Below are 15,862 nucleotides of genomic sequence, written 5' to 3'. Positions count from 1 at the left end.
TCTTAAAAATGCAAAAATAAGAATAAATTAAGTGGAGGTTATAATTAGTTTAACATGATAATATTTCGTATATTTTCGAGTGTTTTATATTAGTTATCAATACTATGGAGTTTATAGATTATTACAAAGTTCTAGGAATAGATAAAACAGCGACTGCTGCTGATATCAAAAAGGCCTACCGTAAACTAGCCAGAAAATACCATCCTGATACGAATCCGAATGATGAAGAAGCTAAAAAGAAGTTTCAGCAAATAAACGAAGCAAATGAAGTGTTGAGTAATCCTGAAAATCGAAAAAAGTACGATGAGTATGGTGAACATTGGCAACATGCCGATGCTTATGAAGAAGCTAAAAAACAACAAGGGTATCAAAGCGGATTTGGTGGTGGAGGTTCTTATCAACAATACTCATCCTCAGATTTTGATGGAACTGATTTTTCTGACTTTTTTAATTCTGCCTTTGGAGGTGGAGGAAGAAGAGGTTCTAGCAGACGTTCATCTCAATTTAGAGGTCAAGATTTTAACGCTACGTTGCACTTGAACTTAAGAGATGTATATACATCACAAAAACAAGTATTGACGGTAAATGACAAGAAAATACGAATTACGATTCCCGCTGGAGTAGAAAATGGACAAACCATTAAGATAAAAGGACATGGAGGTGAGGGATTGAACGGACGAACCTAAAGGAGATTTATACATTACTTTTGAAATAGCTCCGGATATAAACTTTAAACGTGATGGTACTGATTTGTACACAGAGCAAACTATTGATTTATACTCAGCAGTGTTAGGAGGAGAGGTGGTTATAAATACTTTTACAGATAAAGTAAAGCTGAAGGTAAAAGAAGGAACTCAAAATGGAACGAAGGTTAGATTGAAAGGAAAAGGGTTTCCGAAGTATAAAAAAGAAGGTCAGTTTGGTGATTTATATGTTACTTATAAGGTGGATATTCCAACGAATTTGACAGATGAGCAACGAGATTTATTTACAAAACTTTCTAAATTAAAATAAGATGAGCAACAAAGAACTAATAAGTATACAGAAAGTGATTGTTCATCATAATTTAGATGAACAATTTATAGAGAGTATTGAGTCTTTTCAATTAATAGAATTTGTGGTAAAAGACACAGATAAGTATGTGTATGTAGATCAACTACCAACTTTAGAAAAAATTATTCGATTGTATTACGATTTAGAGGTGAATATGCAAGGTATTGATGTGATTAATAATATGTTGGATAGAATGGATATGATGCGTAAAACCATTCAACAATTAGAAAACAAGCTTAAATTATATGAGTAAAATAGGGTTAGAAAACCTATTGATTAAAAACTCCAAACGATATCAATGATAAAACATATTCAGATAAAGTTTGGAAGTTTTTATTAGGCTTACTTGTCTTCTACAATTTGATCACCACGATACGTGTGGTTTTTATCTTTGTATAATAAAGAGTGTTTTTTGTTTGAAGGACCAAAAGTAGCTACATCTGCTTCTTTTAATAATTTTCCGGAAGCAAATACATGGTTTTTGTCTTTTGAATAATAAGAAACTTCAAAAATACTGAATGTTTCAGGATCAGCTTCTTCAATAATTTCCCCAAAATAAAACACATGATTTTTGTCTTTAGCGTAAGGAAATTGGATGACTTTAAAAGAAGAAATATCCGCATTTTCAATTTTAGCTCCATCATAAATAATGTTGGAATCAAACAATAAATATTTGTCTTCTAAGATTGTTAAATCCTCAATGTTTTGGTAAGGGATTGACGTTAGAGAGTCTACCTTTTTACCGTTTTTATATTCTTGAAAGTCGTGAACTCCATTTTTATCAACAATATATCGATCATTGATTTTTTTGCTTGTTGTAGGGTCTATTGTTGTGGCAACTAATAATTCGTAGCTTTTTAGTAAATACACCTGATTTTGATCTTTGGCAAAGCTTTTATTCAAAACTTTAAAAGAATCATAATCTACATTTACCGGAACGTAATTATAAAAATAATGTTTATCGTCTTTAGACCAATCCTGATCAATTTTTTGAAATGTTTTAGGATTGGCTTTTGCTACCTTCCATAGATGTTTTTTCTCTTGATGTAATCCATCTATTTCTTGTGGCATGTAGTTTATAGCAATATATACATGGTCTTTGTCAAAACAGGTGTAATCGTCTTTAGCTACATAAAAAGTAGCGACATCTACCTCATTATCTATAATATTAGTCTTGAAGTATAAATGATTTTTGTCTTTTCCAAAGTCTCTTCCTAAAACCTTAAAACTTTTAACATCGGCATTTAGATTGGTGTTTCCTAATGAAAACCAATTTCCCATAGGAGAATAACGAATTTCTTTTTTTGATTTTGAGTAGTAATACGAATCTGAAATAGATTTATCAACAGGGCCATCAAAAGGACTACAAGCTTGCACAATAATTGCCATTATAAAGAAGGACAATTTTGCTATAGGAGAGTGTTCAGCACGTGTAATTTTTTTAATTATAGAATTCAAAATAAGTATAATTAACGTGATTGATATATAGGGATGTTGTGTAAATAAGTTCATCAAGCAACTTAGGATTTAGTTGGGATTTTTACTATCTTCTTTATTCAAAGAAAGAATAAAAGGAAGTAGCAGCAATTTTTGTTCTTTTCTATTTAGCAAAAGCTAAGATAAAACAAAAAACCGTACAAAAATGTACAGTTATAAGGTATGTTATTGGGTTTGATATGAAATTTTGAATCCGAATAATGGGATATATAGTATTAACATTTCGTTTTTAATCAAAATAATTATCAGATTTCAATAATCCTTTTTTTTCTGATTCCCATATCATTGATAGAATCTTCCACTCATCATTTATTTTGACTAGCTGAAAATTAATGATTCCTTTTTCAGCGAGATTATCAGTTGTATTGAAATGTACACCATATAAGCTAGTTCTTTGAGCTATTTTTCCAAAGAATTTTGTCGTTCCCTTAACTTCCCATTCTTTCAAGTATTCAGGTTTGTTTTTAGAAAGCATGCTTTCCATGTTGTTGAAATATTCAACTGGTTTTTAAGAACCAATGAATCATTTTTATGTAACCCAAACGTGTATGTTCAGCGAATTGTTTTTTAATTGTATTGAAGTCAGGGTTTTTGTTGGACTCGATTATGATGTTATTATAAACATTGTTTACCGTGTTGAGAATTTCAGTTTCATCCTTGCTACTTATTTTTGAATCCTCTTTTTTGTTGTTAGTCTCATGTGCACAAGAAAAAATGATTAAGGAAATAAAGATGATTATTATAAGATTTCTCATTTTAAATTGATTTAAAGAAGTCCAACTCCGCTGTGTTGGTCTTGTACTAAGTTAGTTAAAAATAGATAATCTTTATCGTTTGTCGGATTTTTCGAAAGGAAAAACCAGAAGACTCACCCTTAATTTAGTAAATAGGACCATCAAATTTAACAATGGTGGTGTCGTCTTTCACACTAAAGTCAACCCAATGGTCAAGTGAACTTCCGTTAGAATAATAGCCACCACCACTAATTTCTGTTTTTCCGTTTGCGCGAGTAAAAGTTAGCAAGTAAGTTCCGTCTGATTCATTTTTCCACATCGATAAGTATTTTGTCACACTTTCATTCGGTTGAATTCGGTCAATTTTTATTACGTCTAGTTTTTCCGATGTTGTAAATTCTACATTAGTTATCGGTTCGCTTGATTCGTTTTTAATTTTTACTTCAATTCCGTTTTTTTGAACATAAAACAAGAGTTCAATGATAGAATAACCAATATTACGAGCAATTTTTTCATATTGAGGAAAAAGGACTAGATTATGAGTAGTTGCGTGGGTTAGTTCTTAACTTTGCAAGTACACACCAAACTGAAAATCCGCGAGTCCCGACGCTTCGGGATTCAGAAGTAGGCGAGAACAAGCAATTACTTATAGCCATTGTTACCTGCAGTATTTTTTGTTTTTTTGTTGCTTTTAACTTGCCTTTTCGTAGTAGCCACATAAATCGTAAACGATACATTCTTCGCAATTTGGCTTTCTCGATTTGCAGATGTTCATTCCGTGCTGTATGAGCCATTCGTGAGCGTGCTTTTTGTATTTTTTCGGTGTCAGTTCGTTGATTTCGTCAGCGGTCTGTTCATTAGTTTTGGTGTCCACAATTCCAAGTCGGTTCAAAACTCTGTGGACGTGTGTGTCAACTGCGATGGTGTCGCCACCAAAGTTAAAGTTCATTAAGATGTCCGCACATTTTCGTCCAACGCCTTGTAATTCCAAAAGTTTTTTTTCAGTACGTGGGACTTTTCCATCGTGATTGTCAATTAGTTTTAGGCACATTTCCTTTAGATGTTTTGTCTTTCTGTTGTAGTATGCAACCGGCTTAATCAACTCGGTCAGTTCATCATCGCTTAAGTCCAATATTTCTTTTGGCGTTGTGGCTTTTTCGTAAAGAGCATTGCAAGCTCTGATTACCCTTTTTGTGTGGGTCATTGTCGAGAGCATTACTGACACTAAAATTTTAAAATCGGTACTGTTCAGTCCGTTTTTTTCCCACTCGTTGTCGTTTTCAGCGAAGATTTAGTATTCGTCGCTTAATTTCTCGTAAATTTTTTCAATTTTTTTTTTGCCACTTTTCAAATGTTTAGTTTAGTAATTGATTAATAATTGTGTTTATTTTATCTATCTGTTCTTCCTCTGTATTTTGCTCGTATATGCTGACAATAATCTCTTTTTTTCTCTTATCGTTTAGAGCTTGAAATTTGTCAAGTACGCCTGCATCTTTAAAACATTGAAAAATTTCTAAATCTTCGTTAATTCTATTTTTTGTGTGTAAAAATAATGTTACCATAACTTTGTCTCCACCACCTTTGCCAATCTCATCTCTGATTTCCTTGTTTATTGAAATCATTTTATCCTTTTCCTTACGAGGTGCCAAATTCATTGGTTTTAACTCGTAATTATCTATTCTGCCTGAAACTTTTAGTGAGCCCCATTTGCCCTCAATTTCGGCAGTATTTGGAATAACAATATGATAGGTTCAAGCACCTTTGCCTCGTTCATATATTAGTTCGAGTTGTTTATTGTCAATCAGTTTTTTCAATCTACATCCGTTTTTTATCCTTGCTTGCATATAACCGTATTTGTGTATGAGTATTAGCGAAATTTTTGCGATCACTTTCGGAAAGTAATTTACAAAATAAAAAAAATAGCGACTTGAATTAAAAAACCAAGTCGCTATTACTTATAGCATCCATGAAAAAGCAGTAAGACGAGTATCTTTAAAGTTCACAAAAACATAAAGATATGAATACTCAAATTACTGCCGACACTAAATTATATATAGGAATTGACATACACAAGCGCAGCTGGAAAGTTCATTGTTCAACAGATCTATTTTCTGGCAAAAGTTTTAGTATGCCACCAGACCCTTTGCAATTGAAAGCTTATGTTGATAGACATTTTTCGGGATATGATGTAAGTACAGCTTATGAGGCAGGATGTTGTGGCTATTATGCCCATCGTTGTTTTGAGAGTTATGGCTGGCGCTCTTTAGTAGTTAATCCTGCCGATATCCATCGTAAGGGGAAAGAGCGTTTTACAAAGACCGATCGTATAGATGCACAGTTGATTAGTAGAGAATTGAAAGATGGTCGATTAAGTAGTATTTATGTGCCCGATGAGCATCGTGAAGCTTTGCGTAGTTTATTTCGTAGGCGTAATGATTTGGTAAAGGATTTTAGACGTATCAAGAGTTACATAAAAATGCAGTTGCTCTACTTTGGAATAAAAGTTCCAGAACAGTACGATAATGACCATTGGAGTCATGGTTTTCGGGGGTGGTTAGATGATATAATATTTGAATATGCAATAGCAAAAGCAAGCTTAGAGAGTAGGATGCGTTATTTTCGATTTGTAGATGAAGATTTACGTTTAGTTAGTAATCAGTTAAGAGCTTATTGTCGTAAGCATTTTAAGAAAGATTATTATTTGCTTAGAAGCATACCGGGTATTGGTGGAATTGTAGCTTGTGGAATTATTAGTGAATTAGGAGATTTACGCAGGTTTAATAGCATAAAACACTTGGCAGGTTATGTAGGGTTAGCTCCAGGTATTTATCAGAGTGGTGATAATTATAAAACGATAGGTATAACGCCACGAGCACATCGATTAATGCGATCATATTTTATAGAAGCCTCATGGCAGGCGATTCGAACAGACCCAGTGATGCAGCATTATTACCGAAAGCATTATGGTAAGGATACTAAGAAGATAATCATAAAGATAGCTCGTAAGTTACTTAGTAGAACTTTGGCCGTTATCAAAACAGAGACTCCTTATGAGATAGGAGTTATAGAATAGTATATAAATCAATAACAAAGCTCAGAAAAGAAGTATTTAGAGTCCATATCACAAAACAACGTGGGTGACTTCAAAATTAACCCGAAGATCACATTTTTATAGCAAGTGGCTGGACTTATTATAACTTATAATCATACAGATGCTGGTGACGACCAATAGAGTTGATCACATATAGGATGCGGAGCAAGTTATAAGGTATTGAAGTATTGATAATCCTTCGGAATTATCAACAATTCAACACCCTAAAATTATTATTATGTAAGAATTAAAAATAAATATAGTAACTTTGAAAAACTAGACTAGTGCTTTTCATAGGAGCCATTGTTGTAGCCAGTTTTTTTTATTTATGTATGTTGAATTATAAAGCACATTATTTTGCTTTCGGGTTCAAAAAATATATATAAGTCTCCGTCTCCCCAAAAGTTCATATTTTCAAAATATTGTTTATACCATTCCTCTTTCGGTTCAACGTTTGTCCGATTGGTTTTTATATCGACTCCGTCATAAGTTAGCTGACAAAGTAATTGCATTGTTTTCTTTGTCTTTGGGCAAGAAGGAATGTCAGGATATTGAATCCAATTAGGAACTGCCGTATGTCCAATTCCGCCAAAGTTAGTTTCTTTTTCGGTTGTTATGTAAACTTTTTCGTAAACTATTTCCGAATCTGGTCTTAAATCGTCATACGAATTGTCCGTTTGTTTTAATTCCTCGATATTTAACACTTTAGGATTTAAAGGGTCGGAATAATCTATAAATAGCTTGTTAAAATTCAAGTAAATTGGTGCTGCAATATGCAAATCGAACGGAAGCCAATTAAAAGCTTCTTCAGATTTTGAGAATTTCCCTAAATATTGAAATGGTGCATTAAATTCAAATTTTGGGATGTTGAATTCTACTGGAATTTCGCCACCTAAATAGCTTTCAGATTTTGATACTTGATTAAGACTATAAATTTGGTTTGGTTTTAATTTTTGAAATTCAAAACCGATTTCACTTTCTTTTAATTCTCTTTCAGATTTAAAACCCTCATCATTATTGTATGCTTTTACGAGCTTTCCGTTTTTGAAAACAAGGTCGATTGAACTCCAAATATTGTTTGCAGTTTCTTTATCCACTACTTGTGTTTCGAGAAATTTTTGGCATTGTTCATCTCCGTTAAATTCAGCTTCCCAACCTGCCAAATAAATATGTTGTTCTTCTTTCTGTCCAAAACAAGAGGTAAATAATCCCATAAAAGTCAATAATATAATTTTGGTTAGTGTTTTCATTTCTCAAATTGGCTACAACGGTCTCGGCTATGAGTAGTTGCGTGGGTTAGCACTTAACTTTGCAAGTACACACCGAACTGAAAATCCGCTAGGATTTTCGTAAGTAAGCAATAAGCCAGCAATAAATTATATATTGTGTTGGCATTTCGTTTTTTTTATTCCGCAAACCTTTTCAATTGTTATAGAGTGAGTAATTCAACATTTTGATAAATTCCGCACTAAATTCAAGTTTTGCTTTTCAATTCAATTTTCAATTCCGCAAACTTTTTCAATTCCAATTGAGTACGTAATTTCTCAACTGGCTAAATTTCTTATTATATTTCCTTTTTGCTTTGTTTCAGTTTTAATTTCAGTTCTTGAATTTCTCTATTCTTATCTTTAATTTCCATTTTAGAATAATATAAGCTTGTAATTAAGTAAATTAAAACAAGAATATTTCTCAATCCATTACTATTCCATTCAATTGATTCATTAAATTTGCTTACAATTAAAGAAATAACAAATAAAATAATTGAAATTTCAGAAATAATTTTCACACCTTTTTTCATTCTTTATATTTTTCGATTTATATTTCGTTCCGCCAATGAATGCCAACGGTTTTGTGTATGGCTCGTTGCGGGAAATCCGCGAGGATTTTCCGCCGTAACCGAAAGATAGCAAATTGCAATGAATTCCGATTAGGAATTCAGCCGCAATGAGCTATACACGTCTTAAGTTAGCAATTGTTTAACTTTAGTAATAAAAACCAGAAAGAAAAAAGCGTAGAGTAAGGTTATGATATACGTTGAAACCTAGATTTCGTCAACATTGATAATCCCTACGCTTTACTACTTTAAATTCGTTCAGTTCTGTGAGACCAAGATCTCGATTTCAAGTTGTTGAATTGATAGTAGTTATTTTTCTTTCCAATCCTTTTTTCTTATGAGTAAAAATAAACAATTTTTAGGAATCGATGTAAGTAAAGATGTTTTAGATGTGTATGATTATCAAGGTAATTGGTATCAGTTTAAAAATGATTCATCAGGCTTTAAAGAGCTGTTGTTAATCACAAGTGATTTAACTCATTGTATAATGGAAGCCACAGGGTATTATCATGTACGATTAGCTTATTTTTTAACAGAAAAAGGAGTTTTGGTATCAGTAGAAAATCCGTTGAAGATAAAACGTTTTATTCAAATGAATTTATCAAAAGTAAAGACGGATAAGAGTGATGCAAAGCAGCTATATAATTATGGTGTAAGTCAAGCCCCTTCTATATGGAAAGGAGAAAGCAAGGAACAACAAGAATGTTTACAAATAGTACGTTTGTTGAGTGTTTATACGAAACAATCTACTCAATTAAAGAATAAGCTTCATGGCGAATCAGTATTAGGAACTCCATCAAAATTGGTAGTTAGTTCCTTAAAAAGGCAACTAAAAAATATACAAAAAGAGATGGTTAAATTAGAAGATTTGTTGCTAGAGAATGTAAAAAAGAGCTATCAAGAAGAATTGACTTTATTAAAGTCAATTCCAGGAATAGGGGGTAAAACAGCATTAATGTTATTAGTTTTTACCGATGGATTTAAGCGCTTTACTTCGGCAAAGGAGCTGTGCAGTTACGCAGGTATAACTCCTGTTATTAGAGAGTCAGGCAGTAGTATAAAAGGAAGACCTCGAATAAGTAAAATGGGTAATCCAAAGCTTAGAAATTTATTGTTTATGTGTAGTTTTAATGCTTGTAAATACAACAAAACATGTAGAGAACTTTATGACCGAATTGTAGCTAAGGGTAAGAGTAAAAAACTTGCTTTAATAGCGGTGTGTAATAAGCTACTAAAACAAGCTTTTGCAATAGTAAAAAGTGGTTTGCCTTATGATGCAAATTATAAAAGTACTTTGGTTTAAAAAAGTATAAAATTTACTTGTTTTTTACCTCAGTTCTTTGTTGTGCTTTCGTTATTTTTTCAATTTTTTAAGTTCTTCTTCAATTCTGTAAATCACGATATCTATTTCCTTAACAGTCTCTATTTCTTCATCAATTATTTTACCTCTATTGTAGAGTGATAACTGTAAAGCCTTCATAAGGTCATTGTCATTTAAAAATTTATCGTAATTATTTATTCTCAATTTGTAAATAGATATAGAGTCAGAATGTATAAATCCATATTTTGTTGGTTGACTATAATCCGCAATCAAATACTTGAATAGAAAAGGCTGAATAAGTTTTGTCATATTAATTTCAGCTTGTTTCATCCCAAGTTCATCATTTAATCGCTTTAAATTTAATTGAAATAAATTGGTTATGGCAATACGTAGACTGTCATTAGATAAAGTGTTTAATCCGATGTTTTTTAAATTTTCAAAAGCACTTGTTTTAGGAATAATTTGAAATTCAGCACTAGAAGTTGTCAATGACTCATAAATTGTTTGAGAATTTGATTTCTTATCATAGATGTCAGTTATAAGTTGTTGACTTGATTTGAATATTTCCTTATGCTTGGAAATTGTTTCGTTTATATCATTTCTTGTTTGTAGTAAATCACTTCTTAGTTCTGTGTAAATTTGAGCTTCTTGTTTTTTTACTTTTCGATTTTCATTCCAATTATTAATCTGAAGTGCAATCAAAATTCCAATAACTACAAGAATAATTTCTCCAATAGCATAAAGTAGATATTTACTGAATTTATTTTCAGTCAGCATTTTTTGTCTAATTTTTCTAAAGAATTTAATCATTGGTTAGCGGTTTCTGATAATGAAGCACAACGTTGTTGTATATGGTTTGTTGCGTGGTTTAAGCACTAAATTTAGCAAATATAAACCGAATAGAAAATCCGCGAGGATTTTCGTAAGTAGGCTAGAACTAGCAATAAATTATATACGGTGTTACCACCAGTTTTTTTAATAACATTGTAAAATAAACCAAGCTTTATCAAAATCTAAATTTTCTAAATCTTTTTGTTTAATCCAAAAATATAATCTTCCAGAATCTCCCCACATCATTTCTGTTTTGTCATCTGAATCAATTTGTAAAAGAAGTTTCCACTCTTTTTCTTTTCTTTCGAATTCCTCTTTTTTTTGAGAATCAAAAGCTCTATAGTCTTCATAATAAAGACCTTTAGTTACTAATTCACATTCTAACTCCATTTCTCCTTGTACATTATTAGAATATCCCAAAATTTTATGGTTAACTTGAGGATAAGTTATAAGGTTATATATATCTTTTTCCTCTCGATTTAATTCTTTTGAAACAAAATCATTATCCCAACTTGGTAAGCTGTAAGAATTTGAAAAAGTTAATTCACAGGACTTATAAATTCCAAATTCACTAAAATCTGATGGGATTTGTTTTTTTTCAAGATTATTCAAGTCGTTTGAATAATATACTTTGAATTTATCTTTGTCATTATAATCTGAACCCCAAGATTCTTGCTCTGAAGAATAAAAAAAATAAATTATACCTTTTTTTGGTAAACTTATAGAACTTTCCAAATTTTTAATTTCGCTCAAATTTAATTGAGCAATAAAAGATAATGATTTTCCATTTTTTTCTTTAAACCACTCTACATTTTTAGGTAAGTCAGGCTGTCCTCCAAATTTTGATTTTCCTAATTCAATATTGCTATTTTCAAATGTTTCTATATTTATTTCACTTCTTATTTTAGGTTCAAAATTATTCCAATGTTTTGCTAAATTAAATTGATTGAAAAATGTTTCTATTTTTTCTTTTGAGTTAATTATACCAATCTGTTTTTCATATTTTACTTCAATAGCTTTTTGTTCCATTCTTTTTCTATTAGAATCGGATTTTTGTTTATTTTTTTCAGAAAGTATTTTAACAATAACTGATAAAATTAAAATAACTATAAAAAATGTTATTTTCATCGTTGGGTTTTAATTGGTGGTAACGGTCTTGTGTATGGCTCGTTGCGCGCAAATTAGCGATTAATTTTCGGTTGAGCACAAGCCAGATTTTTAAATTTTACTATTTATCTTTTTTGTTGGAAATCGTCAAATTTAAAAATTTGGCGACTTTCCAAATATGCCTTTACTTCTGATTAAGCAATTGAATAGCAATGAGCTATAGCATCCATGAAAAAGCAGTAAGACGAGTATCTTTAAAGTTCACAAAAACATAAAGATATGAATACTCAAATTACTGCCGACACTAAATTATATATAGGAATTGACATACACAAGCGCAGCTGGAAAGTTCATTGTTCAACAGATCTATTTTCTGGCAAAAGTTTTAGTATGCCACCAGACCCTTTGCAATTGAAAGCTTATGTTGATAGACATTTTTCGGGATATGATGTAAGTACAGCTTATGAGGCAGGATGTTGTGGCTATTATGCCCATCGTTGTTTTGAGAGTTATGGCTGGCGCTCTTTAGTAGTTAATCCTGCCGATATCCATCGTAAGGGGAAAGAGCGTTTTACAAAGACCGATCGTATAGATGCACAGTTGATTAGTAGAGAATTGAAAGATGGTCGATTAAGTAGTATTTATGTGCCCGATGAGCATCGCGAAGCTTTGCGTAGTTTATTTCGTAGGCGTAATGATTTGGTAAAGGATTTTAGACGTATCAAGAGTTACATAAAAATGCAGTTGCTCTACTTTGGAATAAAAGTTCCAGAACAGTACGATAATGACCATTGGAGTCATGGTTTTCGGGGGTGGTTAGATGATATAATATTTGAATATGCAATAGCAAAAGCAAGCTTAGAGAGTAGGATGCGTTATTTTCGATTTGTAGATGAAGATTTACGTTTAGTTAGTAATCAGTTAAGAGCTTATTGTCGTAAGCATTTTAAGAAAGATTATTATTTGCTTAGAAGCATACCGGGTATTGGTGGAATTGTAGCTTGTGGAATTATTAGTGAATTAGGAGATTTACGCAGGTTTAATAGCATAAAACACTTGGCAGGTTATGTAGGGTTAGCTCCAGGTATTTATCAGAGTGGTGATAATTATAAAACGATAGGTATAACGCCACGAGCACATCGATTAATGCGATCATATTTTATAGAAGCCTCATGGCAGGCGATTCGAACAGACCCAGTGATGCAGCATTATTACCGAAAGCATTATGGTAAGGATACTAAGAAGATAATCATAAAGATAGCTCGTAAGTTACTTAGTAGAACTTTGGCCGTTATCAAAACAGAGACTCCTTATGAGATAGGAGTTATAGAATAGTATATAAATCAATAACAAAGCTCAGAAAAGAAGTATTTAGAGTCCATATCACAAAACAACGTGGGTGACTTCAAAATTAACCCGAAGATCACATTTTTATAGCAAGTGGCTGGACTTATTATAACTTATAATCATACAGATGCTGGTGACGACCAATAGAGTTGATCACATATAGGATGCGGAGCAAGTTATAAGGTATTGAAGTATTGATAATCCTTCGGAATTATCAACAATTCAACACCCTAAAATTATTATTATGTAAGAATTAAAAATAAATATAGTAACTTTGAAAAACTAGACTAGTGCTTTTCATAGGAGCCGTTGTTGTGGTGCGTTTTATTCTGTCATTTGTTTAATTTTTACTAAATCAATTTTTCCTTCAAATATTGTGTCGGTTATATTTCCAACTCTATTTGCAAGAAGATAATGAGGTATATAGGTTGTGCTTTTTCCAACTGAATGATTTACTTCTTTGAAATATGTATCAAAATCTTTGTAATCATCTGTCAAACTGATATATATGGATTCCTTTGAGATTAAGTTTGTTTATTTTGGCAATCCACCTTTTTTCTTCTTCAGGCTCATCATCTAGTCCATTTGCTATGAATATAACGTTTAATTTTTCGCCATATTCTTTATAAATACTTCTCAATATTGGTGCATCTTTTTCCAATCTTTCAAAGTCAAATCTAGTATTGAAATATATAAAACTAGGTTTATTTTTAAATTTAGTAATCTTTAATATGTCTTGATATTTATTGAACTGATTTTCATCTATTTCTAAAATTTCTATTTTTTTATTCTCATTTAAATGAGTGTAATAGAAAGCAACTATGTAATTCCGAAAAGTGTAAATACTAAAGAATAACATAAATATTATAAAAAGAAGATTACTTTTCTTGATTTTCATTTCGTTTTTTTAATGCACCACAACGGTCTCGTATAACCGTCAGTTACGGGATTAAAGTTAATGATTTTCGGTTAAGCACTGACGTTAGCAATTCCGAGTGGATTCGGACGTAGTCGAATCCACCGTAATTGCGGTTATACATCTTAAGTTAGCAATTGTTTAACTTTAGTAATAAAAACCAGAAAGAAAAAAGCGTAGAGTAAGGTTATGATATACGTTGAAACCTAGATTTCGTCAACATTGATAATCCCTACGCTTTACTACTTTAAATTCGTTCAGTTCTGTGAGACCAAGATCTCGATTTCAAGTTGTTGAATTGATAGTAGTTATTTTTCTTTCCAATCCTTTTTTCTTATGAGTAAAAATAAACAATTTTTAGGAATCGATGTAAGTAAAGATGTTTTAGATGTGTATGATTATCAAGGTAATTGGTATCAGTTTAAAAATGATTCATCAGGCTTTAAAGAGCTGTTGTTAATCACAAGTGATTTAACTCATTGTATAATGGAAGCCACAGGGTATTATCATGTACGATTAGCTTATTTTTTAACAGAAAAAGGAGTTTTGGTATCAGTAGAAAATCCGTTGAAGATAAAACGTTTTATTCAAATGAATTTATCAAAAGTAAAGACGGATAAGAGTGATGCAAAGCAGCTATATAATTATGGTGTAAGTCAAGCCCCTTCTATATGGAAAGGAGAAAGCAAGGAACAACAAGAATGTTTACAAATAGTACGTTTGTTGAGTGTTTATACGAAACAATCTACTCAATTAAAGAATAAGCTTCATGGCGAATCAGTATTAGGAACTCCATCAAAATTGGTAGTTAGTTCCTTAAAAAGGCAACTAAAAAATATACAAAAAGAGATGGTTAAATTAGAAGATTTGTTGCTAGAGAATGTAAAAAAGAGCTATCAAGAAGAATTGACTTTATTAAAGTCAATTCCAGGAATAGGGGGTAAAACAGCATTAATGTTATTAGTTTTTACCGATGGATTTAAGCGCTTTACTTCGGCAAAGGAGCTGTGCAGTTACGCAGGTATAACTCCTGTTATTAGAGAGTCAGGCAGTAGTATAAAAGGAAGACCTCGAATAAGTAAAATGGGTAATCCAAAGCTTAGAAATTTATTGTTTATGTGTAGTTTTAATGCTTGTAAATACAACAAAACATGTAGAGAACTTTATGACCGAATTGTAGCTAAGGGTAAGAGTAAAAAACTTGCTTTAATAGCGGTGTGTAATAAGCTACTAAAACAAGCTTTTGCAATAGTAAAAAGTGGTTTGCCTTATGATGCAAATTATAAAAGTACTTTGGTTTAAAAAAGTATAAAATTTACTTGTTTTTTACCTCAGTTCTTTGTTGTGTGTAGTTTTTATTCTTTTTTATATTCTAAAATATCGCCTGGTTGACATTCAAGTGCCTCACAAATTGCCTCCAAAGTTGTAAATCGAATCGCTTTTGCTTTACCTGTTTTTAATATTGAAAGGTTTGCTGGAGTAATTCCGAGGATTTTAACCAATTCTTTCGATTGCATTTTTCGTTTTGCAAGCATTACGTCCAAATTAACAATGATAGCCATAATTAAATCGTTAAATCGTTTTCTTTCTTGATAACCTCTCCTTCTTTAAAAATACTGGAAAAAAAGTACATTAAATATCCTAAAACTAAGAATAGAATTAACTCTGTTGATAATAAGTTAAATAACTTGTTGGACGTTTGTCCCCAAAGAAGAAATATGAAATCAATAATAAATGTTCCATATGCGAAAATAAGAAATGATGTACCAGCTCTTTTGAAAGCAATACTAGTTCCTTCTTTAAAAATTTGATTATTTGCTAATAATTTTGTGGCTTTAATTAATTGGTATAAACCAATTATTATGAAACAAAAAATAATAATGTAAGCAAGAGCAAAAATCACATAAATTGTAGGTGTTATTTCTACTTTGCTATTGACTAAACTTACTTTAGAAAAGAAAGGTGTTTCTGGTAAACTCCAATCTTTTATGAGTTGAAAAACCCAAGTCAAATAGGTAAGCAACTTAATAACTGCAAATGCTATTCCTAAAAAGCAAAAAGTATTAAATGCTTTTAGACCTTTGATTGTTTTTGTTTTACTGTTCATTATGATAAGACTTTGATTAGTAGA

18 protein-coding genes and 1 pseudogene are annotated in these 15,862 nt (G+C 31.4%); 6 read left to right on the top strand and 13 right to left on the bottom strand.

Features of this window, described 5'->3' with window-relative positions:
• Nucleotides 1–104: 104 nt before the first annotated feature.
• Both AC3VI6_RS12965 and AC3VI6_RS12960 read left to right on the top strand, forming a co-directional pair.
• Nucleotides 105–1,014: pseudogene (locus AC3VI6_RS12965) on the top strand (DnaJ C-terminal domain-containing protein).
• Between the two features lies 1 nt (nucleotide 1,015).
• On the top strand, nucleotides 1,016–1,306 hold the full coding sequence (locus AC3VI6_RS12960) for a chaperone modulator CbpM (RefSeq protein WP_497706508.1): 291 nt from the start codon (nucleotides 1,016–1,018) through the stop codon (nucleotides 1,304–1,306).
• A gap of 89 nt (nucleotides 1,307–1,395) precedes the next feature.
• Here AC3VI6_RS12960 and AC3VI6_RS12955 read toward each other — a convergent pair whose 3' ends face one another.
• From AC3VI6_RS12955 to AC3VI6_RS12935, 5 genes are all read right to left on the bottom strand, one after another.
• Nucleotides 1,396–2,511 carry a DKNYY domain-containing protein gene (locus tag AC3VI6_RS12955; protein WP_520436318.1) on the bottom strand — a complete coding sequence of 372 codons (1,116 nt, stop codon included), beginning with the start codon at nucleotides 2,509–2,511 and terminating at the stop codon, nucleotides 1,396–1,398.
• 268 nt (nucleotides 2,512–2,779) lie between these two features.
• A complete protein-coding gene (locus tag AC3VI6_RS12950; protein ID WP_497706506.1) occupies nucleotides 2,780–3,034 on the bottom strand; it encodes a hypothetical protein in 255 nt (84 codons plus the stop codon).
• 395 nt (nucleotides 3,035–3,429) lie between these two features.
• The gene (locus tag AC3VI6_RS12945; RefSeq protein WP_497706505.1) at nucleotides 3,430–3,756 is read right to left on the bottom strand and encodes a hypothetical protein; all 327 of its coding nucleotides are present in this window, start codon (nucleotides 3,754–3,756) and stop codon (nucleotides 3,430–3,432) included.
• A gap of 219 nt (nucleotides 3,757–3,975) precedes the next feature.
• Nucleotides 3,976–4,500 (bottom strand): endonuclease III domain-containing protein, encoded by a 525-nt coding sequence (locus AC3VI6_RS12940; protein ID WP_497706504.1) that lies wholly within the window; start codon nucleotides 4,498–4,500, stop codon nucleotides 3,976–3,978.
• Nucleotides 4,501–4,639: 139 nt separating this feature from the next.
• Complete coding sequence (locus tag AC3VI6_RS12935; protein ID WP_497706595.1) at nucleotides 4,640–5,020, bottom strand: DUF1905 domain-containing protein; 381 nt, start codon at nucleotides 5,018–5,020, stop codon at nucleotides 4,640–4,642.
• Between the two features lie 281 nt (nucleotides 5,021–5,301).
• Here AC3VI6_RS12935 and AC3VI6_RS12930 point away from each other — a divergent pair, with 281 nt between their 5' ends.
• A complete protein-coding gene (locus AC3VI6_RS12930) occupies nucleotides 5,302–6,357 on the top strand; it encodes an IS110 family RNA-guided transposase (RefSeq protein ID WP_497704953.1) in 1,056 nt (351 codons plus the stop codon).
• A 344-nt stretch (nucleotides 6,358–6,701) separates the two neighbouring features.
• On the opposite strand, the gene AC3VI6_RS12925 is transcribed toward AC3VI6_RS12930, so the two are convergent.
• The gene (locus tag AC3VI6_RS12925; protein WP_497706503.1) at nucleotides 6,702–7,625 is read right to left on the bottom strand and encodes a hypothetical protein; all 924 of its coding nucleotides are present in this window, start codon (nucleotides 7,623–7,625) and stop codon (nucleotides 6,702–6,704) included.
• A gap of 314 nt (nucleotides 7,626–7,939) precedes the next feature.
• Complete coding sequence (locus tag AC3VI6_RS12920) at nucleotides 7,940–8,173, bottom strand: hypothetical protein (RefSeq protein WP_497706502.1); 234 nt, start codon at nucleotides 8,171–8,173, stop codon at nucleotides 7,940–7,942.
• 373 nt (nucleotides 8,174–8,546) lie between these two features.
• On the opposite strand from AC3VI6_RS12920, the gene AC3VI6_RS12915 reads away from it, so the two are divergent.
• A complete protein-coding gene (locus AC3VI6_RS12915) occupies nucleotides 8,547–9,512 on the top strand; it encodes an IS110 family RNA-guided transposase (RefSeq protein WP_497705913.1) in 966 nt (321 codons plus the stop codon).
• A gap of 51 nt (nucleotides 9,513–9,563) precedes the next feature.
• Here the strand turns inward: AC3VI6_RS12915 and AC3VI6_RS12910 are convergent, their stop codons facing one another.
• Both AC3VI6_RS12910 and AC3VI6_RS12905 read right to left on the bottom strand, forming a co-directional pair.
• A complete protein-coding gene (locus AC3VI6_RS12910) occupies nucleotides 9,564–10,340 on the bottom strand; it encodes a DUF6090 family protein (protein ID WP_497706501.1) in 777 nt (258 codons plus the stop codon).
• Between the two features lie 165 nt (nucleotides 10,341–10,505).
• Nucleotides 10,506–11,489, bottom strand: a complete 984-nt coding sequence (locus AC3VI6_RS12905) for a YwqG family protein (RefSeq protein WP_497706500.1) — start codon at nucleotides 11,487–11,489, stop codon at nucleotides 10,506–10,508.
• A 258-nt stretch (nucleotides 11,490–11,747) separates the two neighbouring features.
• Here AC3VI6_RS12905 and AC3VI6_RS12900 point away from each other — a divergent pair, with 258 nt between their 5' ends.
• Nucleotides 11,748–12,803, top strand: coding sequence for an IS110 family RNA-guided transposase (locus AC3VI6_RS12900; RefSeq protein WP_497704953.1), 1,056 nt, complete (start codon nucleotides 11,748–11,750; stop codon nucleotides 12,801–12,803).
• 336 nt (nucleotides 12,804–13,139) lie between these two features.
• Here the strand turns inward: AC3VI6_RS12900 and AC3VI6_RS12895 are convergent, their stop codons facing one another.
• Together AC3VI6_RS12895 and AC3VI6_RS12890 are read right to left on the bottom strand one after the other, a co-directional pair.
• The gene (locus AC3VI6_RS12895; RefSeq protein WP_497705925.1) at nucleotides 13,140–13,313 is read right to left on the bottom strand and encodes a hypothetical protein; all 174 of its coding nucleotides are present in this window, start codon (nucleotides 13,311–13,313) and stop codon (nucleotides 13,140–13,142) included.
• Nucleotides 13,303–13,713: a hypothetical protein gene (locus tag AC3VI6_RS12890; RefSeq protein WP_497705926.1), complete on the bottom strand. Its 411-nt coding sequence runs from the start codon at nucleotides 13,711–13,713 to the stop codon at nucleotides 13,303–13,305. The genes AC3VI6_RS12895 and AC3VI6_RS12890 overlap by 11 nt, the downstream gene beginning before the upstream one ends.
• Nucleotides 13,714–14,067: 354 nt before the next feature.
• On the opposite strand from AC3VI6_RS12890, the gene AC3VI6_RS12885 reads away from it, so the two are divergent.
• A complete protein-coding gene (locus AC3VI6_RS12885; RefSeq protein WP_497705913.1) occupies nucleotides 14,068–15,033 on the top strand; it encodes an IS110 family RNA-guided transposase in 966 nt (321 codons plus the stop codon).
• A 53-nt stretch (nucleotides 15,034–15,086) separates the two neighbouring features.
• Here the strand turns inward: AC3VI6_RS12885 and AC3VI6_RS12880 are convergent, their stop codons facing one another.
• Together AC3VI6_RS12880 and AC3VI6_RS12875 are read right to left on the bottom strand one after the other, a co-directional pair.
• Entirely contained in the window at nucleotides 15,087–15,293 is a 207-nt protein-coding gene (locus AC3VI6_RS12880) for a helix-turn-helix domain-containing protein (protein ID WP_497706499.1), read from the bottom strand.
• A 2-nt stretch (nucleotides 15,294–15,295) separates the two neighbouring features.
• Nucleotides 15,296–15,838 (bottom strand): DUF2975 domain-containing protein, encoded by a 543-nt coding sequence (locus AC3VI6_RS12875; protein WP_497706498.1) that lies wholly within the window; start codon nucleotides 15,836–15,838, stop codon nucleotides 15,296–15,298.
• Between the last annotated feature and the right edge of the window lie 24 nt (nucleotides 15,839–15,862).

Source organism: Tenacibaculum sp. TB-56, from assembly GCF_059716275.2.
This window is presented reverse-complemented; position numbering and strand designations above follow the sequence as displayed.